At 67.2% G+C, this 23,682-nt stretch carries 23 protein-coding genes and 3 pseudogenes; 18 read left to right on the top strand and 8 right to left on the bottom strand.

What is annotated here, in order from left to right; genetic code table 11:
* Nucleotides 1–57 precede the first annotated feature (57 nt).
* Nucleotides 58–852: a coenzyme F420-0:L-glutamate ligase gene (cofE, locus tag DTO57_RS06900; RefSeq protein WP_114117490.1), complete on the bottom strand. Its 795-nt coding sequence runs from the start codon at nt 850–852 to the stop codon at nt 58–60.
* Between the two features lie 81 nt (nt 853–933).
* Complete coding sequence (locus DTO57_RS06895) at nt 934–1,452, bottom strand: GNAT family N-acetyltransferase (RefSeq protein WP_114117489.1); 519 nt, start codon at nt 1,450–1,452, stop codon at nt 934–936.
* Nucleotides 1,453–1,595: 143 nt separating this feature from the next.
* On the opposite strand from DTO57_RS06895, the gene ddaH reads away from it, so the two are divergent.
* Both ddaH and rocD read left to right on the top strand, forming a co-directional pair.
* Nucleotides 1,596–2,417: a dimethylargininase gene (ddaH, locus tag DTO57_RS06890; RefSeq protein WP_114117488.1), complete on the top strand. Its 822-nt coding sequence runs from the start codon at nt 1,596–1,598 to the stop codon at nt 2,415–2,417.
* A complete protein-coding gene (gene rocD, locus DTO57_RS06885) occupies nt 2,414–3,583 on the top strand; it encodes an ornithine--oxo-acid transaminase (protein ID WP_114117487.1) in 1,170 nt (389 codons plus the stop codon). Before ddaH ends, rocD begins: the two co-directional genes overlap by 4 nt.
* Before the next feature lie 173 nt (nt 3,584–3,756).
* Here the strand turns inward: rocD and DTO57_RS06880 are convergent, their stop codons facing one another.
* The gene (locus tag DTO57_RS06880; protein WP_114117486.1) at nt 3,757–4,965 is read right to left on the bottom strand and encodes an HNH endonuclease signature motif containing protein; all 1,209 of its coding nucleotides are present in this window, start codon (nt 4,963–4,965) and stop codon (nt 3,757–3,759) included.
* 455 nt (nt 4,966–5,420) lie between these two features.
* On the opposite strand from DTO57_RS06880, the gene DTO57_RS06875 reads away from it, so the two are divergent.
* Nucleotides 5,421–6,704, top strand: a complete 1,284-nt coding sequence (locus tag DTO57_RS06875) for an MFS transporter (RefSeq protein ID WP_222843236.1) — start codon at nt 5,421–5,423, stop codon at nt 6,702–6,704.
* A 108-nt stretch (nt 6,705–6,812) separates the two neighbouring features.
* Here DTO57_RS06875 and DTO57_RS06870 read toward each other — a convergent pair whose 3' ends face one another.
* Nucleotides 6,813–7,403, bottom strand: coding sequence for an LOG family protein (locus tag DTO57_RS06870; protein WP_114117485.1), 591 nt, complete (start codon nt 7,401–7,403; stop codon nt 6,813–6,815).
* A gap of 90 nt (nt 7,404–7,493) precedes the next feature.
* On the opposite strand from DTO57_RS06870, the gene DTO57_RS06865 reads away from it, so the two are divergent.
* The 4 genes from DTO57_RS06865 to DTO57_RS06850 are packed head-to-tail and all read left to right on the top strand — an operon-like array spanning nt 7,494 to nt 11,024.
* Nucleotides 7,494–8,738 (top strand): OmpA family protein, encoded by a 1,245-nt coding sequence (locus tag DTO57_RS06865; protein ID WP_229730457.1) that lies wholly within the window; start codon nt 7,494–7,496, stop codon nt 8,736–8,738.
* Between the two features lie 20 nt (nt 8,739–8,758).
* Nucleotides 8,759–9,370: a DUF3060 domain-containing protein gene (locus DTO57_RS06860; RefSeq protein WP_114117484.1), complete on the top strand. Its 612-nt coding sequence runs from the start codon at nt 8,759–8,761 to the stop codon at nt 9,368–9,370.
* On the top strand, nt 9,367–10,071 hold the full coding sequence (locus tag DTO57_RS06855; protein ID WP_114117483.1) for a response regulator transcription factor: 705 nt from the start codon (nt 9,367–9,369) through the stop codon (nt 10,069–10,071). Before DTO57_RS06860 ends, DTO57_RS06855 begins: the two co-directional genes overlap by 4 nt.
* The gene (locus DTO57_RS06850; protein ID WP_229730456.1) at nt 10,068–11,024 is read left to right on the top strand and encodes a sensor histidine kinase; all 957 of its coding nucleotides are present in this window, start codon (nt 10,068–10,070) and stop codon (nt 11,022–11,024) included. Before DTO57_RS06855 ends, DTO57_RS06850 begins: the two co-directional genes overlap by 4 nt.
* On the opposite strand, the gene DTO57_RS06845 is transcribed toward DTO57_RS06850, so the two are convergent.
* Nucleotides 10,962–12,080: a hypothetical protein gene (locus DTO57_RS06845; protein WP_114117482.1), complete on the bottom strand. Its 1,119-nt coding sequence runs from the start codon at nt 12,078–12,080 to the stop codon at nt 10,962–10,964. The genes DTO57_RS06850 and DTO57_RS06845 overlap by 63 nt on opposite strands.
* Nucleotides 12,081–12,189: 109 nt before the next feature.
* Here DTO57_RS06845 and DTO57_RS06840 point away from each other — a divergent pair, with 109 nt between their 5' ends.
* The 8 genes from DTO57_RS06840 to DTO57_RS06805 all read left to right on the top strand — a co-directional run bounded on the left by DTO57_RS06840 (nt 12,190) and on the right by DTO57_RS06805 (nt 18,246).
* Complete coding sequence (locus tag DTO57_RS06840) at nt 12,190–12,930, top strand: GNAT family N-acetyltransferase (RefSeq protein ID WP_114117481.1); 741 nt, start codon at nt 12,190–12,192, stop codon at nt 12,928–12,930.
* Between the two features lie 301 nt (nt 12,931–13,231).
* Nucleotides 13,232–13,939 (top strand): hypothetical protein, encoded by a 708-nt coding sequence (locus tag DTO57_RS06835; protein WP_162785694.1) that lies wholly within the window; start codon nt 13,232–13,234, stop codon nt 13,937–13,939.
* Nucleotides 13,940–14,095: 156 nt separating this feature from the next.
* Nucleotides 14,096–14,440 (top strand): 30S ribosomal protein S6, encoded by a 345-nt coding sequence (gene rpsF / locus DTO57_RS06830; protein ID WP_229730499.1) that lies wholly within the window; start codon nt 14,096–14,098, stop codon nt 14,438–14,440.
* A gap of 9 nt (nt 14,441–14,449) precedes the next feature.
* A complete protein-coding gene (locus DTO57_RS06825; RefSeq protein ID WP_114117479.1) occupies nt 14,450–14,989 on the top strand; it encodes a single-stranded DNA-binding protein in 540 nt (179 codons plus the stop codon).
* A 27-nt stretch (nt 14,990–15,016) separates the two neighbouring features.
* Nucleotides 15,017–15,271: a 30S ribosomal protein S18 gene (gene rpsR / locus DTO57_RS06820; protein WP_114117478.1), complete on the top strand. Its 255-nt coding sequence runs from the start codon at nt 15,017–15,019 to the stop codon at nt 15,269–15,271.
* A gap of 11 nt (nt 15,272–15,282) precedes the next feature.
* A complete protein-coding gene (rplI, locus tag DTO57_RS06815) occupies nt 15,283–15,738 on the top strand; it encodes a 50S ribosomal protein L9 (protein WP_114117477.1) in 456 nt (151 codons plus the stop codon).
* Between the two features lie 301 nt (nt 15,739–16,039).
* On the top strand, nt 16,040–17,488 hold the full coding sequence (gene dnaB / locus DTO57_RS06810) for a replicative DNA helicase (RefSeq protein ID WP_373285653.1): 1,449 nt from the start codon (nt 16,040–16,042) through the stop codon (nt 17,486–17,488).
* Nucleotides 17,489–17,577: 89 nt separating this feature from the next.
* Nucleotides 17,578–18,246 (top strand): P-loop NTPase fold protein, encoded by a 669-nt coding sequence (locus DTO57_RS06805; RefSeq protein WP_162785693.1) that lies wholly within the window; start codon nt 17,578–17,580, stop codon nt 18,244–18,246.
* Here the strand turns inward: DTO57_RS06805 and DTO57_RS06800 are convergent.
* Nucleotides 18,215–19,096: pseudogene (locus DTO57_RS06800) on the bottom strand (IS3 family transposase); the annotation flags it as partial. The gene DTO57_RS06805 and the pseudogene DTO57_RS06800 sit on opposite strands and share 32 nt — an antisense overlap.
* Nucleotides 19,097–19,351: 255 nt before the next feature.
* On the opposite strand from DTO57_RS06800, the gene DTO57_RS06795 reads away from it, so the two are divergent.
* A complete protein-coding gene (locus DTO57_RS06795) occupies nt 19,352–20,398 on the top strand; it encodes an IS110 family RNA-guided transposase (RefSeq protein ID WP_114117475.1) in 1,047 nt (348 codons plus the stop codon).
* A gap of 35 nt (nt 20,399–20,433) precedes the next feature.
* Here the strand turns inward: DTO57_RS06795 and DTO57_RS06790 are convergent.
* Nucleotides 20,434–20,700 (bottom strand): annotated as a pseudogene (locus tag DTO57_RS06790) (transposase); the annotation flags it as partial.
* A gap of 99 nt (nt 20,701–20,799) precedes the next feature.
* Nucleotides 20,800–20,997 (bottom strand): annotated as a pseudogene (locus DTO57_RS06785) (LacI family DNA-binding transcriptional regulator); the annotation flags it as partial.
* Nucleotides 20,998–21,256: 259 nt separating this feature from the next.
* Between DTO57_RS06785 and DTO57_RS06780 the strand changes: the two are divergent.
* Nucleotides 21,257–22,267 (top strand): LacI family DNA-binding transcriptional regulator, encoded by a 1,011-nt coding sequence (locus DTO57_RS06780; RefSeq protein WP_162785692.1) that lies wholly within the window; start codon nt 21,257–21,259, stop codon nt 22,265–22,267.
* 56 nt (nt 22,268–22,323) lie between these two features.
* Complete coding sequence (locus DTO57_RS06775) at nt 22,324–23,664, top strand: extracellular solute-binding protein (RefSeq protein ID WP_114117472.1); 1,341 nt, start codon at nt 22,324–22,326, stop codon at nt 23,662–23,664.
* Nucleotides 23,665–23,682: the final 18 nt, after the last annotated feature.

Genomic DNA, 23,682 nt, shown 5'->3' with positions numbered 1-23,682 from the left:
CATCCCCACTTTTCTAGTGCTTCGATATGCTCCGCGCGAGACTCCTGGGTGAAATGTTTATGAAGAAGCCTCGAAACCGGCCTCATATCCCTCTGAGTACCCGGCCTCGTACCCGTCCGCGTACGCCTCGTCGTACCCTTTGCGGAACATGTCGCTCGGGCCCGTGCGCGGGATCGTCCGCGCGCCCGGCAGGTCGAGCGAGCCGACGAGGTCGCCGCGTCCGCGCACGACGGCGACCGGGATCCCCGTCGCCTTGCCCTTCACGAGCTCGGCGGCCGAGCAGAGCTCGTCGGCGACGCACGGCAGGGTGACGACGAGGGGGCGCCCCTGCGCGTCGGTGGATCCGCGCAGGTCCTCGAAGACCGTCACCCCCGCGGATCCGATCGCCTGGTCGATCTGCCCGTCGCGCCAGGCGCGGCCGAGGGTGTCGCTGACGAGCACGCCGACGTCGCAGCCGAAGCGCTCGCGCAGCGCGGCCGCGATCCGGCGCGCCGACGCGTCCGGGTCCTCGGGCAGGAGCAGCACCGTGCCCTCGGGGGTGTTCGACGCGTCGACGCCCGCCGCGGCCTGCACGATGCCGAGCCGGTTCTCGACGATGCGGGTCGTGGATCCGGTGTTCGGGTTCGTGCGCGACGCCACGACGCGCACGGTTTCGGCCGTGATCGCATCCTCGCGGTCGTCGGCGGTGACGAAGCGCCCCTCGGCCTTCGAGACGATCTTGCTCGTGACGACGACGATGTCGCCGCCCGCGAGCCCCGGATCCGCGTGCTCGGCCGCGTCGCCGATGATCGTCGCGAGGTCGTCGCCCGTGACGATCTCGCCGATGCCGTGAAGGCCCCAGATCTGCATCATGATGTGTCCTTACTTTGCGTCGCGTTCATGCGCGAGGGGCGGGCACCGACCTGTCGATGCCCGCCCCTCGCAGCCGGTGGATCACCGGCTGAAACGGATCTCCGTGAGCTCCTCGCCGAGGAACGGCTCGGAGCGCTTCGTGCCGTCGATCTCGAAGCCGCGCTTCGTGTAGAAGTCGGTTCCGCCGGGGTAGTTCTCGGCGATCCAGCCGTACAGCGGCTCGTCATCGTCGACGACGGCGTCGAAGAGCTGACGGCCGATGCCCTTGCGGTGCCAGCTGTCGAGAAGGAACACGAAGTAGAGCTCGCGCTCTGCGGGGGCGTCGTCGTCGCGGGCGGGGCCCGAGGCGGCGAAGCCGACGATCTCGCCGTCGACGAGCGCGGCGGCGTGGCGGTGCTCCTCGCCGCGGTCGGCGTAGTTGCTCCACAGGTCGGCGAGACGCTTGGGTGAAACGGCCTCGAGGGCCGCCGTCGAGATCATGCCGTCGTAGGTCTCGTGCCAGACCTTGGCGTGAACCTTGCCCATCTCGACGGCGTCGACATCGCGTATGGGGCGGATCAGAACCTCGAGTTGTGCTGTACTGCTCGTGTCGGTGCTCATGGCGCGAGCCTATTGCGCACCCGCCCCGGATGCGAATCGAGGGGCACAATATGAAAAAGGCGTGCTCGAGCGTAGGCGTTTAGTTGCTCCGCCGGGCCCCAGGACAGCGTCCGCCAGTGGTGAACAACGAGGAGCAAAAGACGATGGCTCTTAACCGCAGGACCTACCTCATGAGTCGGCCGGATCACTTCACGGTCTCGTACTCGATCAACCCGTGGATGCACCCCGCGGATCCGACCGACACGGCCCGCGCCGTCGCGCAGTGGCAGAAGCTGTACGACGCGTACATCGCGCTCGGCCACGAGGTCGAGCTGATCGAGCAGGCGCCGGGCCTTCCCGACATGGTCTACACCGCCAACGGCGGTTTCGTGATCGATGGCAGGGCGTACATCCCGAAGTTCCGCTACGCCGAGCGGCAGCCCGAGTCGGCCCTCTTCGCCGACTGGTTCCGCGACAACGGCTACGAGGTGCTCGAGCCCGAATACACCAACGAGGGCGAGGGTGACTTCCTGCTCGCGGGCGAGCGAATCCTCGCCGGCCGCGGCTTCCGATCCGCCGACGACAGCCACCGCGAGATCGCCGACCTCTTCGGCCGCGAGGTGCTCTCGCTGACCCTCGTGGATCCGCGGTTCTACCACCTCGACACGGCCCTCAGCGTGCTGGATCCGGTCGTCGCGCCCGGCGCCGAACCCACCATCGCGTACCTGCCCGGCGCGTTCGACGACGCCAGCCGCGAGGTGCTCGAGGAGCACTTCCCGAACGCCATCCGGGTGTCGGACGAGGACGGATCCGTCTTCGGCCTGAACTCGGCCAGCGACGGCGAGAACGTGTTCCTCTCGCCGCGCGCGACGGGCTTCATCGCCCAGGTCGCCGAGCGCGGGTACACGCCCGTGACGGTCGACCTGTCGGAGCTGCTGCTCGGCGGCGGCGGCATCAAGTGCTGCACCCTGGAGCTGAGGAAATGACCTCCCACCTCGCGCGGAACTACGCGCCCCTGCCCGTCGACATCGACACCGCCGAGGGCGCCTGGGTGACCGACGTCACCGGCAAGCGATACCTCGACATGCTCGCCGGATACTCGGCGCTGAACTTCGGGCACCGCCACCCCGGCCTCATCGCGGCCGCGCGCGAGCAGCTGGGCCGCGTGACCCTCACGAGCCGCGCCTTCGGATCCGCCGCCCTCGAACCCTTCGCCGAGGCGCTCGCGGCCCTCTGCGGCAAGGACCTCGTGCTGCCGATGAACACCGGCGCCGAGGCGGTCGAGACCGGCATCAAGCTCGCCCGCGCCTGGGGATACCGCGTCAAGGGGATCCCCGCCGGCCGCGCGAAGGTCGTCGTTGCCGCGAACAACTTCCACGGCCGCACGACCACGATCGTCAGCTTCTCGAGCGACCCCGACGCCCGCGAAGACTTCGACCCGTTCACGCCCGGATTCGTCACGGTGCCCTTCGGCGACGCCGACGCGCTCGCCGCGGCCATCGACGACGACACCGCCGCCGTGCTGATCGAGCCGATCCAGGGCGAGGCGGGCGTCATCATCCCGCCCGAGGGATACCTCGCCCGCGTGCGCGAGATCACCGCCGAGCGGGGCGTGCTGTTCATCGCCGACGAGATCCAATCGGGCCTCGGCCGCGTCGGCGAGACCTTCGCGTGCGACCGCGAGGGCGTCGTGCCCGACGTCTACCTGCTCGGCAAGGCGCTCGGCGGCGGCGTCGTTCCCGTCTCGGCGGTCGTCGCGGACGAGGAGGTGCTCGGCGTCTTCGAGCCGGGCCAGCACGGCTCCACCTTCGGCGGTAACCCGCTCGCGGCGGCCGTCGGCCTCGAGGTCGTGCGCATGCTTGAGACCGGCGAGTGGCAGGAGCGCGCCCGCCTTCTCGGCGAGCACCTGGGTGAGAAGCTGGATCCGCTCATCGGCCACGGCGTCACCGCGGTGCGCCGCGCGGGCCTGTGGGCCGGTATCGACATCGACCCGGCCATCGGCACGGGCCGCGAGGTGTGCGAGCACCTCATGGCGCGCGGCCTGCTCGCGAAGGACACGCACGGCCAGACGATCCGCTTCGCCCCGCCGCTGTCGATCCGCACGACTGAGCTCGACTGGGCGGTGGAGCAACTGAGCATCGTGCTGGCGTAGGGCGAATGCGGGGGACGAGCTTGTGTGGGACGAGATCGACTCTGAGTGGTACGTGCTGGATTTGACAGGCGCGCTCGACCGTATCGATCTGCGCGCGTTCTCGACGGCGCCATAGCGGCTACCCGCCGGTGTGGGCTGCAGGGCAGACTCCCGCCCTGCAGCCCACGCACCCGCTAGGCACCGGGCGGTGCGGGCTCGCCTCGTCGGCGGCGCCGAATTTCCTCGCGGAGGCTGCGGCGATTGATGACGCGCCGGAAGACCTCGCGATCGTCGACCCAGTGCGGGGCCTTCACGTGGGGGACGCCCTCGCGCATCTCAATTTCCCAGCCGGAGCGGTCGATATCGTGATGGTGGGCCCAGCAGAGGAGAACGCCGTTGTCGGTGTGCGTTGCACCGCCTGCAGAGTGCTCTTCGACGTGATGGACTTCGCACCAGGCGGCGGGGATTGTGCACCCGGGGATGACGCATCCGCCGTCGCGAAGAGAGATCGCGCGGCGCTGATGCGGCGTGAAGAGTCTTTGTGGGGATCCGAGGCTGATGATTCGGCCGGTCGCGTCGAGCATGACCCGCTGGATCGCGCCCGTGCAGGCGACGCGATGCGCGATCTTGGCGGGGATCGAGATGTCAACGCCATCGATGTCGGCGACCCCCGAGGGGTCTGCGAGCTGGTCTGCGTCGATCGTGACGACGAGGGTCGGGGCCGCACCGCCGATCGTCGGGGAGTCTTCCGACGCGGCCGCGGCCTGCACGATCGAGATGAGCGCATCGTGGCGTCGCTGGCCCGCCGTTCGGGTGTCGGTCGGTGCTTGGTCGTCTGACCAAGGCTCATCGTCGGCCGCGCTCGCGGCGTGTGATGAGAACTGTACGGGCGAACCGACGTGTGCGTCGAGCAACCGCTTCAGCGAGCCCGCGGCTTCAGGGGTGATGTTGCCCGAAAGGCGCACGAGGCCACCTCGAACGCGGCCAACCGACACATAGCGATAGCGCGCCGCGGTGTCGGCGGTGGGCTCGATGCCGTCGCGCGTGAGGTACTCGAGCCACACGCCCGCGATCGCCTGGTAGTCGTCGAATGTCTGCGGCAGTGCCTCGTCGGAGCCTGCGAGCGGGCCCTTACCCGTGAACCCCGCGGCGGTGGCGTAGACGATCTCGCGTTCGGCGGTCTCGGCCTCGATCGGGTCGATCACTGAATCGCGCGAGGCCTTCTCGAGAGCGCGAGTGAGGTCGGAAGCGACGTCGACGCCGATCGCCCCCGCGTGGAGCGCCGCGGCGACTGCGGGGAATGCGGCCGGGAGCGGCTCGCCCGTGAGAGCGACGGATCCGCGGGTGCGGCGATCGAGCGCGATGCGCTCCCGGATCTCGGAAGGGGAAGCGTGCGTTGTCAGGGCGAGGAGATTGCCGGCAGTGGTGCAGTCGTATTGGCGGGCAAGTGACCGGTCTCATTCGCCGGCGGAGCGGGCATCAACCTCGCCCGCCACGCGCACGCGAGCCGCGTCGACGTGGCGCCCGAGGTCTTCGAGGAGCGTCGATGCGGCAACAAGTTCGGCGCCAGACAGATGGGAAACTTCGTTCTATAGTTTCTCGAGAAAGGGAAGCGCGGACGTGATGCGATCACACATGGGGAGTGCTGTGATCTCGGGGTTCTGCGTCGTTGCCATGTCTCCAGTTTAGAAGAAATCTTCTATAAAAGGAAGAGTGAACACGAGCTTTCTTTCGATGTGCCAGGGTGGCGGGACACTAATCGTCAGGTGTCGCGGTGTACACTCTCCCCTCGGCACTGAATCGTTTCATGCCAGAGCGGTCTCAGTCGCAAGATTTCAACGGAGAAGAAGGCAACACAATGGCACGCATCGGTGCGAAGAAGACGACGGGGTGGAAGGCCACCGCAGCCGTCGCGATGTCCAACTACATCGAGGCCGGGTCGATCATCGCGATCGCCACCTCGATGGTCTTCTGGCAGGGCCAGTTCGGTTTCGACGAGGCCTTCAAGGGCCTGCTCGCCGCGCTGAGCGCCAACGCCTTCGGCGCGGCGATCGGCGCCATCATCGGCGGCCCGCTCTGCGATAAGTACGGCCGCAAGTTCATCTACACCTACGACCTGCTCGTCTACATGGTCGGCGTACTCGTCGCCGCGTTCGCGGTGAACCAGTGGATGCTGCTCGGCGCGTTCATCGTGACGGGTATCGCGGTCGGTGCCGGCGTTCCCGCGTCGTGGACCTACATCGCCGAGGAGGCGCCGAGCGACAGGCGCGCCGCGCACGTCGGCATGGCCCAGCTCGCGTGGTCGGTCGGCCCCGCGATCGGCTTCTTGCTCGCCGCGCTCCTCACGCCCGCGGGCCTGCTCGGATCCCGCATCATCTTCCTGCACCTCTTCGTCGTCGCGTTCATCACCTGGTGGGTGCGCCGCGGCCTCGAAGAGTCGAAGAACTGGAAGGACACGCAGGCCATCCGCACCCAGCAGGGCAACAAGGCCGCGGCCGGCCAAGGCTTCAAGGCGCTGCTCGGGCGCAAGCAGAACATCCTCGCGCTGCTCTTCCTCGTCGGCGTCTACGCCTTCTGGAACACCGTCGCGGGCCAGGCGGGCATGTTCATGCCCGACGTCTACAACGCGACCGGCCTGACCGACTCGGCGCAGCAGTACTTCCTGCAGTCGTTCCTCTGGACCATGACCGTCGTCGGTACGTTCACGTTCATGTGGCTCGGCGACCGCATGTCGCGCCGCCTGCTGTTCTTCATCGGCGCCGTGCTCGGCATCGCCGGTTGGGTCGTGCTCGTGTACCTGCCGAGCGGCCCGGTCTCGCTCTTCGGCTTCGCGATTCTCTGGGGCTTCGCCTCGGGTATCGGCGCCCAGGCCTTCTACGGCCTCTGGACCGCCGAGCTGTTCGCGACGCAGTACCGCGCCTCGGCGCAGGGCGTGCTGTTCTTCACCGCCCGCATCATGGTCGGCGTGCTCAGCTACGGCTTCCCCGTCTGGCTCGAGGTGCTCGGCCTGCACACGCTCGCCGCGATCCTCATCGCGATCCTCGCGGTCTCGATGCTCGTCGGCACCATCTGGGCGCCGAACACCCAGGGCAAGAGTCTCGAGGAGATCGAGGAAGAGCGCTACGGCAAGGTCGGCGCGTAACCAAGCCGCCAGAACTACGGAGATGGCCCCTTACTGCGGAACAAAAGCTGTTCCTCTTCCGCAGTAAGGGGCCATCTCCGCGCAGGGGGATCACCCCAGAGGCCGCGCCTACGCGACGTCCTCCGGCACGGTCCACTTCGCCGCCGGCGGCTCCCAGGCCGCGAGCTTCTCGAGAAGCTCGTCCGGATCCGACGCGACGATCAGGCGGTCGCGGAAGCGCGGGGCGATGAAGCCCTGCGCGACGATGTTGTCGAGCATCGTGATCAGCGGATCCCAGAAACCGTTCACGTCGTAGACCGCGATCGGCTTCGCGTGGATCCCGAGCTGCTGCCACGTCCACGCCTCGAAGAACTCCTCGAGCGTGCCCGCGCCGCCCGGAAGCATCACGAACGCGTCGCTCAGCTCGGCCATGCGCATCTTGCGCTCGTGCATGTCGGCGACGACCTCGAGGCGCGTCAGGTCGTGGTGCGCGATCTCCTTGTCGACGAGGGCCTCGGGGATCACGCCGACGACCTCACCGCCCGCCGTGCGACCGGCGCTCGCGACCGCGCCCATCAGGCCGACGTTGCCGCCGCCGTAGACGAGGCCGAGGCCCGCGCGGGCGATGGCCGTGCCGACGGCGGTCGCCGCGGCGAGGTATGCGGGGTCGGTGCCGCCCGCGGATCCGGTGAAAACGACGACGCGAGATAAAGCACTCATGCTCCACACCCTAGAAGGTGCGGGTGAATTGTCGCGAAACTGCGACATCGCGGCGATATGGCGGCGACATCGCTTCGATACTCTCAGATCATGAACATCCCCGCCCGCGCCGGTATCGCCCTCCTCGGCGCCGGAATGCTCGCCGTATCGCTCACCGCGTGCGGATCCGCGAACGACGCAGACGCCGACGCGGCGCCTGCGACGACGACGTCGGCCGAACCGGTGACGGAGGCGGTCGCGGAGACCGAGGCCCCCGAAGAAACGGAGGCCCCGGAGGAAACCACCACCCTCCCGACCGTCCCCGGCTACGACGTCGGCGAGTTCCCCGCCGTGCCGCTCTTCCAGCTGCCCGACCTGTCGCTGCTCGACACCGCATCGGCCGACGGCTTCACGCTCGACCTCCGCGACGACGTCGCCCCGATCCCGGGCGTCACGGTCTCGCCCGCGCACTGTGACGAGGCCGGCACGGTGTCGGCGGGCAACGGATCCGCGTATCTCTACGGCGACGGATCCGGCACGTTTACGGGCCCGGACGGCGCCTCCGTGAACTACGGCGACGGATCCGGAACCTTCACGCTCAACGGCGTGACCGTCACCAACTACGGCGACGGAACCGGCGTGTACGAAGACGGCACCGTCACGATCACGAACTACGGCGATGGATCCGGCGTCTACAGCGACGCCGACATCATCGTGAACATTTACGGCGACGGATCCGGAAACTACACCGCCGGCGCCACGACGATCGAGAACTACGGCGACGGCGCCGGCAACTTCACCGACGGCACGGTCACGATCGTGAACTACGGCGACGGATCCGGTAACTACAGCGACGACGAGATCACCATCACCAACTACGGCGACGGCACGGGCCTCGTGAACGGGCAGGCGGTCGAGCTGGATCCGATCGCGCGCGTGCCCGAGCTCGGCGTCTTCCCGACGCTCGACGCGTTGCAGCCGATCGAGTCGTGCGGCACCCTCATCACGTTCGAGGACGGCGTGCTGTTCGACTTCGACAAGAGCGACGTGCGGGCCGACGCGGCCGAGACCCTTGGCGTCGTCGCCGAGGCGCTCGAGACCTACGACGTCACCGAGGCCGTCGTCTCGGGCCACACCGACTCGATCGGCGACGACGACTACAACCAGACCCTCTCCGAGGCCCGCGCGGCGTCGGTCGTCGCGGCGCTCGAGGGCGCCGGCGTCACGGCGCAGCTCACCGCCGAGGGCTACGGCGAGAGCCAGCCCGTCGCGGCGAACGAGATCGACGGCGCCGACAACCCGGCCGGCCGCCAGCTCAACCGCCGCGTCGACATCTTCATCCCCACCTTCTCGTGACCCGCGAACGGAACCCGATCATGCGCGTACTTTCCGCCCTCGCCCTGTCCGCCGTCCTCATCGCCGGCCTGACCGGCTGCTCGGTGTCGGTCAGCGAGCCCGACGACGAGCAGACCAGCACCGACAACGCGTCCTCCGACGCGTCGGAGAACACCTCCGAGAACGGATCCGCGACCGAGCCCGCGGGCGAGGCGGGCGAGCCCGCCGAGACGGTGACGGAGGATCCGGAAACCGAGGAAAGCACGCCGACGTCGAACGACGAGGCGGGCGCCGATAGCGACGCCGTCGCGACCGCCTGGAGCGAGGAGGAAGCCGCGTACCGCGAGTCGATGCTCGACGTCGTCACCCGCACCCTCACGTGCGACGGCGAGCTGGTGTTCGGCCAGAACGAGCCGGGCCAGATCGTGCAGATCGACGGGCCGTGCGACCACGTCGTCGTGCACATGGACGCCGGCGTCGTCGTCGCGGGCGAGGTCGGCACGATCGACGTCACGGGCGCGGGCAACGTGATCTACCTCGACGGCGCCGAGACGATCAACGTCGGCGGCGACGCCAACTCGATCTCGTGGCTCGGCGCCACCCCGAAGGTGACCGACACGGGCGCCGGAAACGTGGTGATCTCGGGGTCATGACCGAACGCACGCGGCTGCTCATCGTCGACGACGACGCGGCGATCACGGCCCCGCTCGCCTCGTTTCTCGAGCGCAGCGGGTATGCCGTGCGCGTCGCCGGCGATGGACAGGAGGGGCTCGAGGAGGTCGCGCGCGAGAAGCCAGACCTCGTCGTGAGCGACGTGCTCATGCCCCGCATGGACGGTCGCGAGTTCGTGCGTCGGCTGCGCGAGGGCGACCCGTGGCTGCCCGTGATCCTGCTGACGCAGGTGGGGGAGTCGTGGGAGCGAAGCGCCGCCCTCGACGAGGGCGCGGACGACTACCTCAACAAGCCGTTCGATCCGCAGGAGCTGCTCTCGCGGATCCGCGCGGTGCTGCGCCGCGCGACGCGCGGGGTGCCGACGAGCCAGCGGATCCGCGCCGGCGAGCTCGTGCTCGACCGCACCTCGCGGCGGGTGTGGCTGGGTGAGCGCGAGGTGACGCTCACGCCGAAGGCGCTGACGCTGCTCGAGTTCCTCATGACGCACCCGCAGGAGGCGCACTCGCGCGAGCGCCTGCTCGCCGGTCTCTGGGGCTTCGACTTCGCGACCTCGAGCCGCGCCGTCGACCATCGCATTTCTGAGCTGCGGCGCGTGCTCGCCGACGACGCCGCCAACCCGCGGTTCATCGACACCGCGCAGGGGCTCGGATACCGCTTCGTCGCACAGGTCGTGGCGGCGTGAGGCGGTGGTGGCTCGCCGCCGCGCCCCTCGCGCTCGGCGCCCTGCTCGGCGGCGTCCTCGCGCTGCTCGGCGAGCGCCGCATGATCGAGGTCGCCGTCGCGATCCCGCTCGTCTTCCTCGCTGCGGGCGCGCTCGCGAGCATCGCGATCGCCGCGGTGTTGCTCGCGCGGCGCTCGCGCGAGGCACGGATCCGCGAGCGCGAGAGCGCGCGGGCTGCAGGATCCGCCGACACGATCGTGCTCGAGCGCGAGCGGCACCGCCGCTTCCTCGCGCGGCTCGACCACGAGCTGAAGAACCCGCTGACCGCGATCCGGGCGACGGCCGCGGCGGCCGGCACGGCGGATCCGCACTGGTCGCTCGTCGACTCGCAGGCGCGCCGGCTCAGCGAGCTCGTGCGCGATCTGCGCAAGCTCGCCGAGCTCGAGACGCGCGCCCTCGAGCGCGAGCACGTCGACCTGGAGGCGCTGATCGTCGAGGCCGTCGACGCGCTCGCAGCTCGCGACCCGGGCGCCGGCGGGCGGATCCGGTTGGAGATCACGCGGGTGCCGTGGCCGGTTCCCGCCGTCTCGGCCGACCTCGACCTGCTCTCGCTCGCGGTCGACAACGTGCTCGGCAACGCCGCGAAGTACTCGTCGGCCGGGCCCATCGAGGTGCGGCTGCGCGAGGAGGCCGGCGCCGCCGTGATCGAGGTCGCCGACTCGGGCCGCGGCATCCCCGCGGCCGACCTGCCGCAGGTGTTCGACGAGCTCGCGCGGGCGACGAACGCGCGCGACGTCGCCGGATCGGGGCTCGGGCTGACCCTCGTGCAGACCGTCGTCGAGCGGCACGGCGGATCCGTGTCGCTGCGCTCGGTCGAGGGTTCGGGTAGCGTCGTGGGGCTGCGGATCCCGCTACTTTCTTCTCCGGAAGATCTCGATCCGGATGAGCGGCTCGCGCCGCGGGGCCTCGGGTGAGGGCTGCGCCTCTTCTTCTTCGCCGAACTCGCGCTGCACGGCCGCGTGCCAGGCGTCGGCGCGCCGGATCCGCCGCAGGGTCGCGTCGTGCCGGATCGTCTTCATGAACGGGATCCGCTCGGCCGCTGCCGGGGTGGCGTAGATCACGTTCGCGAGGATCGCGGCCAGGGCCGACAGCGAGGCGAAGGATCCGAGGCCCGCGCCCATGGCGCCCAGCACCACGATCGCGATGATGATGAGGCCCGTGAGGTGGAGGGTCACGGTCAGGGCGCGGTCGCTGATCTTGTGCGGCGGGATCGACGCCGTCACGCGCCAGCTGACCGCGATGAGCCCCGTGCCGCTCGCGAGCACGAGCACCAGCGGAAGGGCGTGCCGATTGATGTCGAGGGCGCCGGAGTCGACGGCGAGGCCGAGGAGGCCAAGGAGCGGAAGGCCGACGAGGGCGATCGACCAGTATGCGAGCTCCGCGCGCACACGCTGCCCCGCGGTGATCGTCGCCTTCTCGTCGAAGCTCGACCGCGCGATGGCCTCGCGGAGCCGCTCTGCCTCGCGCCGGGCCGCGGGCACGCGCTCGGCCGCAGGGCGCTTGAGCTCGACGAGCCCCGCCACGACCGACACCAGCCAGGCGCTGAGCAGCAGCAGGACGAGTTCGAACGTCGTGTCGCGCCAGAATACGACCCAGAGCACCATCGCCGAGAACAGCGACAGCGTGAGCGTGACGCCGAGGGTGAGGAACTCGACGAGGTCGCGCGTCTTCTTCGGCAGCCCCCAGACGCCGTCGGCGGGCAGCGAGAACGCCAGGCCGATGACGATCGTCGCGATGACGCCGAGGAAGCTGAAACCGACGGTCATCTCGACGTTGGGGCCGGCATCCTCGATGAGCGACCAGGCCGCGACGAGGTCGGCAGCCTCGTCGAAGGGTATCCCGGTGCTGTCGGCGACGACCATGGTCGCCATCCACGGAATGAGCACGAACGCGAGCGTCATGGCCGGCCACATCAGCAACCGGTTGAGCCCGGAGGACTGCGGTGCGGCGGTGCGGGGTGTGTCGGCCATGTCGCTCGGCCTCCTCTCGGGGTTGAGGCCATCGTGGCAGAGATCTGGGTGGCGCACGGCACATTGACGACGCATCCCGCTCACAGAAATACGGGAGCACAATGACACTGTGTTCGATTTCGCGCCCCGTTCCGCAGCCTCCCATCACGCACAGGACACCTCGTCCGTTGACACGTCGGTTCTCGACAGTCCGGCCTGGTCGGCGCTGAACGGGGCACACGCTCGCTTCGCGGAGGGCAACGAGTTCGTCAAGCGCTACCAGGACGATGTGTCGCCGTTCGTCGGCGTCGTCTCGTGGGACGAGCCGGCCGTCTGGGACGCGCTCATCGAGATGTTCGGTCGCGGATCCGCCGTGATGCTCTCGCACTTCAGCGGCTCGCTTCCCGAGGGCTGGAGCGAGATCTCGCGCGGCCAGGGCCTGCAGCTCGTCGCCTCGCCGCGCGTCACGGGCGAGCGCTTCGACGAGGCCGTCGAGCTCGGCGCCGACGACGCCGAGGAAATGCTCGCGCTCGTCGCGCGCAACGAGCCGGGCCCCTTCCGCCCGCGCACGCACGAGCTCGGCCGTTACGTCGGCGTGCGTCGCGACGGCAAGCTCGTCGCGATGGCGGGGGAGCGACTGCGCCCCGACGGATTCACCGAGATCAGCGCCGTCTGCGTCGACGAGGACTACCGCCGCCAGGGCCTCGCGTCGGCGCTCGTGCTCGACGTCGCCCACGGCATCCGCCAGCGCGGCGACATCCCCTTCCTCCACGTCTCGGCGACCAATCTCGGCGCCGCCGCGGCCTACGAGAAGATCGGCTTCGAGCTGCGCCGCAAGGTCGACTTCCTGGCGGCGCAGACCCCCGCCTGACCCCTTCGGGAGGAGATGAGCCCTTCGCGCGGACGGATCCACTCCGCACGAAGGGCTCATCTCCGTATTTAGGGGTCGCGCGGCCCGCATCTGCGGAGATGGCCCCTTATTGCGGACCCCAGACCCCATTGGATCCGCAGTTCGGGGTCACCTCCGAAGTTGGGGCCCACGCGGGCCCCGCGGCCCGGATCTGCGGAGATGACCCGCAATTGCGGATCCGCACCCCGATCGGATCCGCAGTTCGGGGCCATCTCCGAAGCTACGGCCCACACTCCCGCCTGCGCGAAGCTAGCCTGTCCGTATGGGTCGGGTGAGCTGGGGGCAATCATTCGCATTCGGCATGACGGCCGTCATGGTGCCGTGGGTGTTCGTGGCGGTGATATCGGCGACGTTGCTGTTGGCGTCGGGCGAGAGTGACGCGGTCGCGTACTTCATCCTGCCCCTCACGGCGGTGGTCGCCGTGATCGCGGCCGTGATTGCGGCGCTCATCACGCGCGCGTGGCGCCCGCTGAACCGCCTCGGCGCGGGGCTGCACACGATCCTCGCGAGCGTCCTCTCGTTCGCCGTCGTCGCGGCGGCGGCCGGGATCTTCGTCTCCGACGGCTTCATCAGCCTCTTCACGATTTTTTTGCTCTTCGGCGGCGGCACCTTCCTCATCGGCGGAGGAACCCCGTGGGCGCTCGCGGGTGGCATCTTCGCGAGCCGGATCCTGCCGACGGCACGCGCCACCCGCCCGCGCTGGGCGCCGGCGGGCTGGATCCTGGTCGGGATTGCCGCGGTGATCGTCGCCGTCATCCTGATGACGCCCTACCTCTCGGGTGACTGGCACTGGTTCCCGCTCGGGCGCAGCCCGGAGGGGAACGGCGGGCCGTCGTGGGTGCCGACCTTCATCCTCGCGAACGGGCTCGGCGTCATCGCGATGGGCGCGGCGCTCTGGATCACCCGCGAACCGGATCCGGGATCCGCACCCGTGAGCTCGCTGGGGAGTGCGGATCCGGCTGGTTCGTGAGCCGCGGATCCGGTAGGCTGGTGAAGTTGTCCCGTGTCGGGTTCGTTCTGGATCCGTTCGGACAACGTGCATTACACCCTCCTGGTGTCGGGAAACGCCCGGCATCCGTTCGAGTCCGAAGGAGGTGGGATAGTGACGCACGCACACCAGTACGAGATGATGGTTATCATCGCGCCGGAGATGGACGAGCGCCAGGTTCCCGCGTACCTCGACAAGTACCTCAAGGTCATCACCGACGCTGAGGGCACGATCGAGAACGTGGACATCTGGGGCAAGCGCAAGTTCGCTTACGAGATCCAGAAGAAGAACGAGGGCATCTACGCCGTCGTCAACTTCACCGCTACCAGCGAAGCCACGCAGGAGCTCGACCGCCAGCTCGGTCTTGCCGATGACGTGATCCGCACCAAGATCCTGCGTGCCGAAGAGGCCATCGCGATGATCGCCTCCGAGGCGAAGCGCGCTGAGGCCAAGGCGGCCCGCAAGACGGCGGCAAAGGCCTAAGGTAATCCCATGGCAGGCGAAACCGTAATCACAGTCGTAGGCAATCTCACCGCCGACCCCGAGCTGCGTTACACGCAGTCTGGAGTTCCCGTGGCGAACTTCACGATCGCCTCGACTCCTCGCACGTTCGACCGCGCGTCGGGCGAGTGGAAGGACGGCGACGCTCTGTTCCTGCGGGCTAGCGTGTGGCGCGAGTTCGCCGAGCACGTCGCGGGTTCGCTGACGAAGGGCATGCGCGTGATCGCGCAGGGCAACCTCCGCCAGCGCAACTACGAGACGCGTGAGGGCGAGCGTCGCTCGTCGATCGAACTGGATGTCCAGGAGATCGGCCCCTCGCTCCGTTACGCAACCGCACAGGTTACGCGTTCGGCCGCACCCGCTGGTGGATTCGGTGGAGGTCGCTCCGGCGGCGCTCCGCAGCAGATCCCCGGCGGCGCACCTCAGGCCGCTCCGCAGTCGGCTGGTGAGCCCTGGGCAACGCCCGGCTCGACCGGCGCAGACGCGTGGAGCACCCCGGGTTCGTTCTCTGACGACGACACCCCGTTCTAAATCTCTAAATCTCTGTAAGGACCCAAAATGGCTGGAAAGTCAAGCGGCGACCGCCGCAAGCCGCGGAAGGGCGCGAAGAACGCCGCTCCCGCGAAGCACATCCGGGTCGGCCTCATCGACTACAAGGATGTCGCCACCCTTCGCAAGTTCGTTTCGGAGCGCGGCAAGATCCGTGCCCGTCGTATCACCGGTGTGTCGGTGCAGGAGCAGCGCCTCATCGCTCGCGCGATCAAGAACGCGCGTGAGATGGCTCTCCTTCCCTACGCTGGCGCCGGCCGGTAAGGAGCCCCCACATGTCGAAGCTGATTCTCACGCATGAGGTCGACGGCCTGGGTAGCGCCGGAGACGTCGTCGAGGTCAAGAACGGTTACGCCCGTAACTACCTCGTTCCCCAGGGCTTTGCTGTCGCGTGGACGCGCGGCGGTCAGAAGCAGGTGGACCAGATCCGCGCCGCCCGCGAGGCACGCGCGATCGCGACCCACGAAGAGGCCGAGGCTCTCAAGCAGAAGCTTGAGCAGGCTCGCGTCAAGCTCGCTGTGAAGTCGGGCGCCGAGGGTCGTCTGTTCGGTTCGGTTAAGCCGGCCGACATCGTTGCCGCGGTTGCCGCTGCCGAGCTCGGTGAGCTCGACAAGCGTCGCGTCACGATCCCCGCACCGATCAAGACTGTGGGCGACCACGAGGCGCTCGTTCGTCTGCACGACGACGTGACCGCCGTGATCAACCTGCAGGTTGTTTCGCTCAAGAAGTAACGCTTCTTATGCGTCGGGAAACCGGCGCCGCTCCTCGGGGCGGCGCCGGTTTCTGCGTCTGATGGCAGCGTCTCTCCACAAGCCGCAATATCGACGCGCCCGACCTCGGAAAGGTCGGGAAACACACAGCCTGTGGATTCAATAAAAGCCAGGTCAGGTCGTGTTTCGCGCAACCGGAATGTTGATCTATCCATAGTTTTCCACAATCGGATTCCACAGCATGCGCGGCGTTTTACCCAGGTCTCTCCACAGAGTTTTCCACAGGGTTGGCACGGTACGCTAGCGCTCAGGAGGAGCACAGATGTCGATGGATATTCCCGAGCCCCCGTACGGCGAAGACGAGTATGCGGGCGGCTATTCGGGCGGGGGATCCGGCGGTGGTCGCCGCGGGGGGAATCGCGAACAGGAGCGCACCCCACCCCACGACCTCCTGAGCGAGCAATCAACCCTCGGCGGCATGCTGCTGTCGAAGGACGCGGTCGCGGACGTCGTCGAGACGCTCCGCGGATCCGATTTCTACGTGCCCAAGCACGAGGTGATCTTCGAGGCGATCCTGTCGCTGTACTCGCACGGTGAGCCCACCGACGTTATCGCGGTCACCGACGAGCTGATGAAGTCGGGCGACCTGCAGCGTGCGGGTGGCGTCGACTACCTGCACTCGCTGACGTCGATCGTGCCGACCGCCGCGAACGCCGGCTACTACGCCGGAATCGTGCAAGAGCGCGCGCTGCTGCGCCGCCTCGTCGATGCCGGAACCCGCATCGTTCAGATGGGTTACGACGGCGAGGGCGAGGCCGTCGAGCTCGTCAACCAGGCGCAGGCCGAGGTCTATGCCGTCACGGGGCAGGAGCAGTCGGAGGACTACGTTCCGCTCGAGGTCGCCATCGGCGCCGCCGTCGAGGAGATCGAGCTCGCCAAGGGCCGCGACGGCCAGATGACGGGCGTGCCGACGGGCTTCACCGACCTCGACAACCTCACCAACGGCCTGCACCCGGGCCAGATGATCGTCGTCGCGGCGAGGCCCGCGATGGGTAAGTCGACGCTCGCGCTCGACTTCGCGCGCGCCGCCGCGATCTCGCACAACAAGCCGGCCGTGTTCTTCTCGCTCGAGATGGGCCGATCCGAGATCGCGATGCGTCTCTTGAGCGCCGAGGGTGGCATCTTCCTGCAGAAGTTGCGCAAGGGCGACCTCGATTCGCGCGACTGGACGACCCTCGCCGCCACCCGCGGACGCATCAACGATGCACCGCTCTACATCGACGACAGCCCCAACATGACGCTCGTCGAGATCCGCGCGAAGTGCCGCCGACTGAAGCAGCGCGTGGGCCTCAGCATGGTCATCATCGACTACCTGCAGCTGCTGACGAGCGGTAAGCGCGTCGAGTCGCGCCAGCAGGAAGTGTCGGAATTCTCGCGTGCCCTGAAGCTTATGGCGAAGGAGCTTCAGGTGCCCGTGATTGCGCTATCGCAGCTGAACCGTGGACCCGAGCAGCGCACCGACAAGCGCCCCATGGTCAGTGACCTGCGTGAGTCGGGATCGATCGAGCAGGACGCCGACATGGTGATCCTGCTGCACCGCGACGAGGTCTACGACAAGCAGTCGCGCCCCGGCGAGGCCGACCTGATCGTGGCGAAGCACCGTAACGGCCCCACCGCCGACATCGCCGTGGCGTTCCAGGGCCACTTCAGCCGCTTCCACGACATGGTGCAGGTGGCCGACAGCTTCGGCGAGGATGTAGGTTCCGCGTGAAGATGGCAAAATCCACCGCCACTTGGCAGTCGCTTGGCAGTACTGCCATGTGCGGTGGAAGATGATTCGATCGCGACGGGGGACGGGTGGTGACGGGGTCGATCTATCTGTTTGATGACAACCCTGCGACGCAGGATCTGACGGGGTTGAGCGCGGTTGCGGTTGCGGTTGCGGTCGCGGATGTGGCTGTGGACGACCGGTTCGAGACGCTCACCGTCGGCCTCAATTCTCCTTGGGGCGGGGGCAAGAGCACCGCGCTCAACTTAATCGAGGCGGAACTGCGGCGCCGAGACGATGTTGTCGTGATCGTGATTGATCCATGGGAGTTCGTCGACTCCGGAGATCCGCGTGGCACCCTGATCAATCGTGTTCTGGAGGGCATCGCGGCAGAGCTGTCCGCGGAGCGCCTCGCAGAGCGTCAGAGCGGTTCGGCGAAGCTCGCGGGGGTGGCCTCGGACCTGGTCGACAAACTGAACGAATTCCGCAAGCGCGTGTCCTGGAGCAAGGTTGCGCAGGTCGCGATCACGTCCGCCGTGACTCTGACACCGAACATCGCAGAGTTGGTCAATGCGCTCACGCCCGAGCCGGCCGCGGCGCCGGCCGCGAAGGGGATGCGCGACTTTCGTGCAGACTTCGGAACCTTGCTCGCTGGGATGGGTGATGGGTCTGCTGCACGGATAGGTGACATCTTGACCTGCCCCACGGATTTGGTGCCAGTCCGGGTCGCTAACTCGCGGCGGGGATGTTGTTCTCTCTGAGTGTCTCGTATTCGATCGGGGTGCGGTAGCCGAGGGCGGAGTGTCGGCGTTGGCGGTTGTGGAAGATCTCGATGTACTCGAAGATCGCGTTGGCGAGCTCGACTCGTGTTTTCCACTTCTTCCGGTTCAACAGCTCGATTTGCATCGATGACCAGAAGCTCTCCATCATCGCGTTGTCGAGCCCGTCGCCGACTGTCCCGCACGAGGGAAGGAGCCCGGCGGAGCGGATCTTCTCCCCGAAGAGCCACGAAGTGAATTGAGTTCCGTGATCCGCGTGAACGATCCCTCCCGGCTCTGGGCGACGATTTCGGATGGCCATATCGAGCGCGTTGATGACAAGTGTGGTGTCCTGCTTGGAGTCGATCGACCAGCCGACGATCCGGCGACTGTAGACGTCGAGGACGGCGGCGCAATAGACCCAGCCTTCGCGCGTGCGGTGCTGCGTGATGTCCGTGACCCAGAGCTCGTTCGGACGCGGCCGGGCGAACTTCCTGTTCACGAGATCGTCCGCTGTGACAATACCGCGGAGTCGTTTCGTGCGGATAGGGCCGGGGAGCCCATAGATTCCGGCGAGACGCATCAACTTGTGCACTGTCCGTTCACTGACGGTGACGCCCATCGCCATGGTCAGCTCGGCGTGGACTCGGCGGTATCCGTAGGTGCCGCGTGAGGTCACATGCACTTCACGGATCAGCCCGGTCAGCCACTGTCTGCGCAGCTCCGACTGGGTGAGGGGTTTCCGTTTGACGCGGTAGTAGTGCTGCCTGGCGACTCCGAGGACGCGGCAGCAGCGGTCGATCGGGATCCCGGCGTCGGCGAGACGGTCGATCACCGGGAAGAGCTGTAATGGATTCTGGCGGGCCTGCGGCCGGCTGACAGGCTGGGCCTCGGCTCGGTCGTGTGACTCCGGGTAGAACCGACCCGCCGCTCGCGGCGGTGTCTTGAAAAGGACGTGTCCGCGACCGTGCCGCGGCTCGGCCTGCCCGCGCAGATGCCTTGATCAGAAGCCTGTCCGCCCGCAATGGCGTGACTCATTACAGATGTGTCTCTGAGCGACCCCACCCGAGCCAGCCCGCCGAAGTGCTGATATCCCAGAGGAGCTCGCATGACCACGGTCACCGATCAGTTCGAACACGTCGTCGGCATCGACACTCACGCCCGAACACACACCTACTGCCTCGTCGAGACCCGCACCGGCGGCATCATCGACACGGCCACCTTCCCCACCACTTCTGCCGGCACCAACCGCGCGCTCTCCTGGATCGCGCGACGCTCCCAGGGGACGACGACACACGCTGCCATCGAGGGGACGTCCTCCTACGGCGCGGGCATCGCGGCGGCGTTGGCTGCGAGCGGGTTCGAAGTTACGGAGATCCGACCGATCGCCAGACCGTCACGCGCCCGCACCGGGAAGTCCGACCCGATCGACGCGGAAGCCGCCGCGAGAAGCGTGATCAGAGAAGACCTCGACAAGCTCGCCCAGCCACGGCGAACCGGGGACCGGACGGCGTTGCGCGTGCTCCTGGCTGCCCGCGCGCTCGTCGATCAGCAACGCACCGCGAACCGCAACGCCCTCACCGCCCTTGTCTGCAGCATCGACCTCTCGGTCGACGCCCGCAAGCCGCTCACAGACGCCCAGATCGCGACGGTAGCAGCCTGGCGCACGAATCGCGACGACGCGACAGCTCGGGTGTTCCGCGAAGAAGCACGGCGACTCGCCAGAGCCGTGCTCGAGCAAACCGAAGTTCTGCGAGAGAACCACCTCCAGCTCGGGCAGCTCACTGAAGCGCTGGCGCCGGGGCTGCAGGCAGTCCCCGGAGTCGGAGCCGTGACCGGCGCGATCCTGGTCGCGGCCTACTCCCACCACGGCCGCGTTCGATCAGAAGCTGCATTTGCCGCCCTCGGCGGCATCGCCCCGTTGCCCGCGTCATCCGGCAACACCACCCGCCACCGCCTCTCCCGGTCCGGCGATCGCCAACTCAACCGCGCTGTCGACGTCGTCGTCCGCACGCGCCTGAGCTACGACCCCACCACCCGCGAGTACGCCTCCCGCCGCCGCGCCGAAGGACTCTCCAACCGTGAGATCCGACGCTGCCTGAAACGCTACGTCTGCCGAGCGCTCTACCGTGAACTACGCACCCGCATGACTTGACACGAGGCATAGAAGCGTCCTTTTGGGCGGGGACGCTCCTCATCGAGGAACTTCGCCGCCTGTCGGACGATCAGCAGCTCCGTCTCGAGCTCTCGAATGCGGCGTTTCGCGGCCCGCAGCTCCGCCGACTCCAATGAGGGGATGCCGGGCCTGCGGCCGTGGTCGATGTCATCCTGCCGGATCCAATTCGAGAGCGTGACAGGGTGGATGCCGAGTTCGACGGCGGTCTGCTTGGCCTGTTTGCCGGCCCGCACGAGCGCGACAGCGCGCGTACGGAACTCCGGCGGATAGGGAAGGGGCATGTGGATGAGCCTTCCGGATCAGGCCACCAGTTAGCCAGCGAAACTGGAACGATTTCCGTGGGGCAGGTCAAACTGTCACCTAAACGTGCAGCAGACCCGAGTGCCGAGGGCTCTGGCCGCGTTGTTCATTCGATAGCCGAGTTCGTCCATGGCGGCGGCGACGCGTTCGCGGGTCGAGGCGGCGACCTCGGGATGATCGTTGAGGACGCGCGAGACCGTCTGACGGGAGACCCCGGCACGTGCGGCGACGTCGCGGACGCCGATGATGGACCGGGGCCCACTGTTCGTGTCGCTCACGCCGTCGAGTGTATGCCGGCCGGCCGTCGACGATCACCGAGGTGCCGAACGGCCGTCGTAACCCGCCATCGGTTGCCTCTGGTCTCGGCGCGCGCCGCAACGACATTCAGCCGACCATCTCGGCCGAGAGCGCGCCGGCCGTGCGCGACAGCATCGTCTCAGGCGCCCCCAGGCTGACGCGACCATCGACGGGGCAATTGACAGCGCGATCAATTTGGACGTATCCTCGGAGTTGACAGCGCGGTCAATGGAGGTTCACATGAGCGAAGTCAAGCTGCCAACCATGGTCGATGTAGCCCGCAGGGCTGGCGTGGCGCCGAAAACGGTGTCGCGAGTGGTGAACAACGAGATCAATGTTTCGGACTCAGTCCGAGAGAAGGTGCAGCTGGCGATCGGCGAGTTGGGCTACCGCCCCAACCGCGCCGCACAATCTTTGATGAACAAGAGGTCGGACGTCATTGGAATCGTTGCTTATGGCAGCCCCTTGTATGGCCCGTCGATGTCTCTTCTTGGGCTGACGGAAGCGGTGAAGCACCACGGCCTCTTGCCCTCAGTCATCACAACAGAGGCAAACGACCCCGCCGAGATCCACAACGCGATCAGCCGCCTTATCGATATGGGCGTGGACGGTGTGCTCGTCGCCGAGCCTGTCATCGACATGGATTTTGATGAAGATGCACGATTCGCTAAGACCCCGATTGTGACTGTCGGTGGACGTTCCCTCCAGAAGTCCGCAACGGTGAGCACGTCCATTCGCTCGGGTGTACATCAGGTGGTCGAGCATTTGCTGAGCCTTGACCACGAGACCGTTCATCACCTGGCTGGCGCTCCGAATTGGTACGCGACGAGTGCGCGGATCTCGGCGTGGCAGGAGGCGTTGGAGCAATCAGGTCGCGATGTTCCACCGGTGGTGTTCGGCGATTGGACTCCTTCATCCGGCTATGAGGCCGGTCTAGTTCTGCTTGCCGAGCGACCGACTGCTGTGTTCGTGGCCAACGATCACATGGCGATCGGGCTGCTCAAGGCCTGCCACGAGATGCGAATCCGTGTTCCCGAGGACCTCTCGGTGGTGGGATTCGATGATCTCCCGGAAGCGACGTACCTGACCGTGCCTCTGACCACGGTGCGAGTCGACGTGGCGCAGAACATGGCCCGCGCGGTCGACGATCTCCTGCGCCAGGTTGACCGGTTTGAAGAGTTGATCAACACCACCCCTCAACACAACGCGGAACTGATGATCCGTGAAACCACAGCTCGGCGGGCCCGGTGAGAAGAGCTCGCCGCCTCTAGAGAAATTCTCTGCCCAACCCATCACAGGAGAAATCAATGAAGATACCCCGCAAGTTCGCCGCCATTCTGACTGCGGCGGCCCTCGTAGCGATAGCCAGTGGCTGCAGCGGCCAGACGACAGAACCCGCCCCGGACGTCAACGAGGCGGACTTCGACACTGCGATGTCTACCCCCACAAAGCTCACCTTCTGGTCGTGGCTCCCTAACATCCAGGAGCAGGTCGACCTTTTCGAGAAGAAGTACCCGGCTATCGAGGTTGAGGTGGTCAATGCCGGCGGCGGCGCAACGGGCCACTATCAGAAGCTCCGTACCGCGATCTCGTCGAAGACCGGCGCTCCGGACGTCGCGCAACTGGAGTATCCCTACATCAGTTCATTCGATCTGACCGGGGCGCTTCTTGATCTCGCCCCGTATGGTGGCGATAAGCTCAAGGATCAGTATGAGCCCTGGTTGTGGGACCTGGTGAGCAACGACGACCGCGTTCTCGCCGTTCCCCAGGACACCGGCCCGGTGGGCTACCTCTACCGCGATGATCTCCTGTCCGCCTCCGGAATCGAGCCTCCCACCACATGGGAGGAGTTCTCCATCGCCGCGACAGCGTATGCCGAGGCGAACCCCGGGAAGTTCCTCACCAATCTTTCCACCAACGATGCCTCAGAGTTCCTCGCGTTGCTCTGGCAGGCCGGGGTCAAGCCGTTCGATTTCGATGGCAACGAATCGGTGTCAATTGACCTGACCTCTTCCGAAGCCACAAAGGTTGCCGACTACTGGACCAAACTCCTTGAGTCGGGATCGATCTCCAACGAGGCCGCCTGGACGGATGGCTGGTATCAGAGCTTCGCAAATGGTCGGTTCGCGAGCTGGATGGTTGCCGCCTGGGGCCCTCTCAAGCTTGAGGGGCCTGCAACCAACACGTCCGGTACGTGGCGCGCCACGCAGATGCCGCAATGGTCAGAATCTCAGCCCGCAGCCGGGAACTGGGGCGGCTCGGCTGTAGCCGCACTCAAGTCCACGAAGAACCCGATCGTGGCCGCCGAGTTCGCCAGGTTCATCACCGCTGACAAGTCGGCAGCTCTCCTCGCCGCAAACGAGCAGTCTCTGTTCCCGGCCAGCAGAGAGATCCTGTCTGATCCCGATTTCCTTTCAACCACGTCCGAGTTCTTTGGCGGCCAGGAAGTCAACGCTGAGTTCGCCAAGATCTCCGAGACGGTCGATGACGGATTCGTTTGGCTACCTTTCGCCGACTACGTGTTCAGCAGCTATAAGGAGACCGTCGGCACCGCCATCGCGAACCGCAGCGACCTGAGCGCTGCGCTGGGCGAGTGGGAATCCTCGCTCAAGACCTACGCAACCCAGCAGGGCTTCACTGTCGAGTGAACTCACAGGGGCGGGGCG

It is taken from the genome of Microbacterium sorbitolivorans, assembly GCF_003327285.1.
GTDB classification, from domain to species: Bacteria; Actinomycetota; Actinomycetes; order Actinomycetales; family Microbacteriaceae; genus Microbacterium; species Microbacterium sorbitolivorans.
Note: the sequence above shows the minus strand (reverse complement) of the source record. Positions and strands in the feature narration are given on the sequence as shown.

Bases quoted from the DNA above. Each gene is read 5' to 3' on its own strand.
- cofE (WP_114117490.1), bottom strand. From the start codon at position 852: ATGATGCAGATCTGGGGCCTTCACGGCATCGGCGAGATCGTCACGGGC.
- DTO57_RS06895 (WP_114117489.1), bottom strand. From the start codon at position 1,452: ATGAGCACCGACACGAGCAGTACAGCACAACTCGAGGTTCTGATCCGC.
- ddaH (WP_114117488.1), top strand. From the start codon at position 1,596: ATGGCTCTTAACCGCAGGACCTACCTCATGAGTCGGCCGGATCACTTC.
- rocD (WP_114117487.1), top strand. From the start codon at position 2,414: ATGACCTCCCACCTCGCGCGGAACTACGCGCCCCTGCCCGTCGACATC.
- DTO57_RS06875 (WP_222843236.1), top strand. From the start codon at position 5,421: ATGGCACGCATCGGTGCGAAGAAGACGACGGGGTGGAAGGCCACCGCA.
- DTO57_RS06870 (WP_114117485.1), bottom strand. From the start codon at position 7,403: ATGAGTGCTTTATCTCGCGTCGTCGTTTTCACCGGATCCGCGGGCGGC.
- DTO57_RS06865 (WP_229730457.1), top strand. From the start codon at position 7,494: ATGAACATCCCCGCCCGCGCCGGTATCGCCCTCCTCGGCGCCGGAATG.
- DTO57_RS06860 (WP_114117484.1), top strand. From the start codon at position 8,759: ATGCGCGTACTTTCCGCCCTCGCCCTGTCCGCCGTCCTCATCGCCGGC.
- DTO57_RS06855 (WP_114117483.1), top strand. From the start codon at position 9,367: ATGACCGAACGCACGCGGCTGCTCATCGTCGACGACGACGCGGCGATC.
- DTO57_RS06845 (WP_114117482.1), bottom strand. From the start codon at position 12,080: ATGGCCGACACACCCCGCACCGCCGCACCGCAGTCCTCCGGGCTCAAC.
- DTO57_RS06835 (WP_162785694.1), top strand. From the start codon at position 13,232: ATGGGTCGGGTGAGCTGGGGGCAATCATTCGCATTCGGCATGACGGCC.
- rpsF (WP_229730499.1), top strand. From the start codon at position 14,096: ATGATGGTTATCATCGCGCCGGAGATGGACGAGCGCCAGGTTCCCGCG.
- DTO57_RS06825 (WP_114117479.1), top strand. From the start codon at position 14,450: ATGGCAGGCGAAACCGTAATCACAGTCGTAGGCAATCTCACCGCCGAC.
- rpsR (WP_114117478.1), top strand. From the start codon at position 15,017: ATGGCTGGAAAGTCAAGCGGCGACCGCCGCAAGCCGCGGAAGGGCGCG.
- rplI (WP_114117477.1), top strand. From the start codon at position 15,283: ATGTCGAAGCTGATTCTCACGCATGAGGTCGACGGCCTGGGTAGCGCC.
- dnaB (WP_373285653.1), top strand. From the start codon at position 16,040: ATGTCGATGGATATTCCCGAGCCCCCGTACGGCGAAGACGAGTATGCG.
- DTO57_RS06795 (WP_114117475.1), top strand. From the start codon at position 19,352: ATGACCACGGTCACCGATCAGTTCGAACACGTCGTCGGCATCGACACT.
- DTO57_RS06780 (WP_162785692.1), top strand. From the start codon at position 21,257: ATGAGCGAAGTCAAGCTGCCAACCATGGTCGATGTAGCCCGCAGGGCT.
- DTO57_RS06775 (WP_114117472.1), top strand. From the start codon at position 22,324: ATGAAGATACCCCGCAAGTTCGCCGCCATTCTGACTGCGGCGGCCCTC.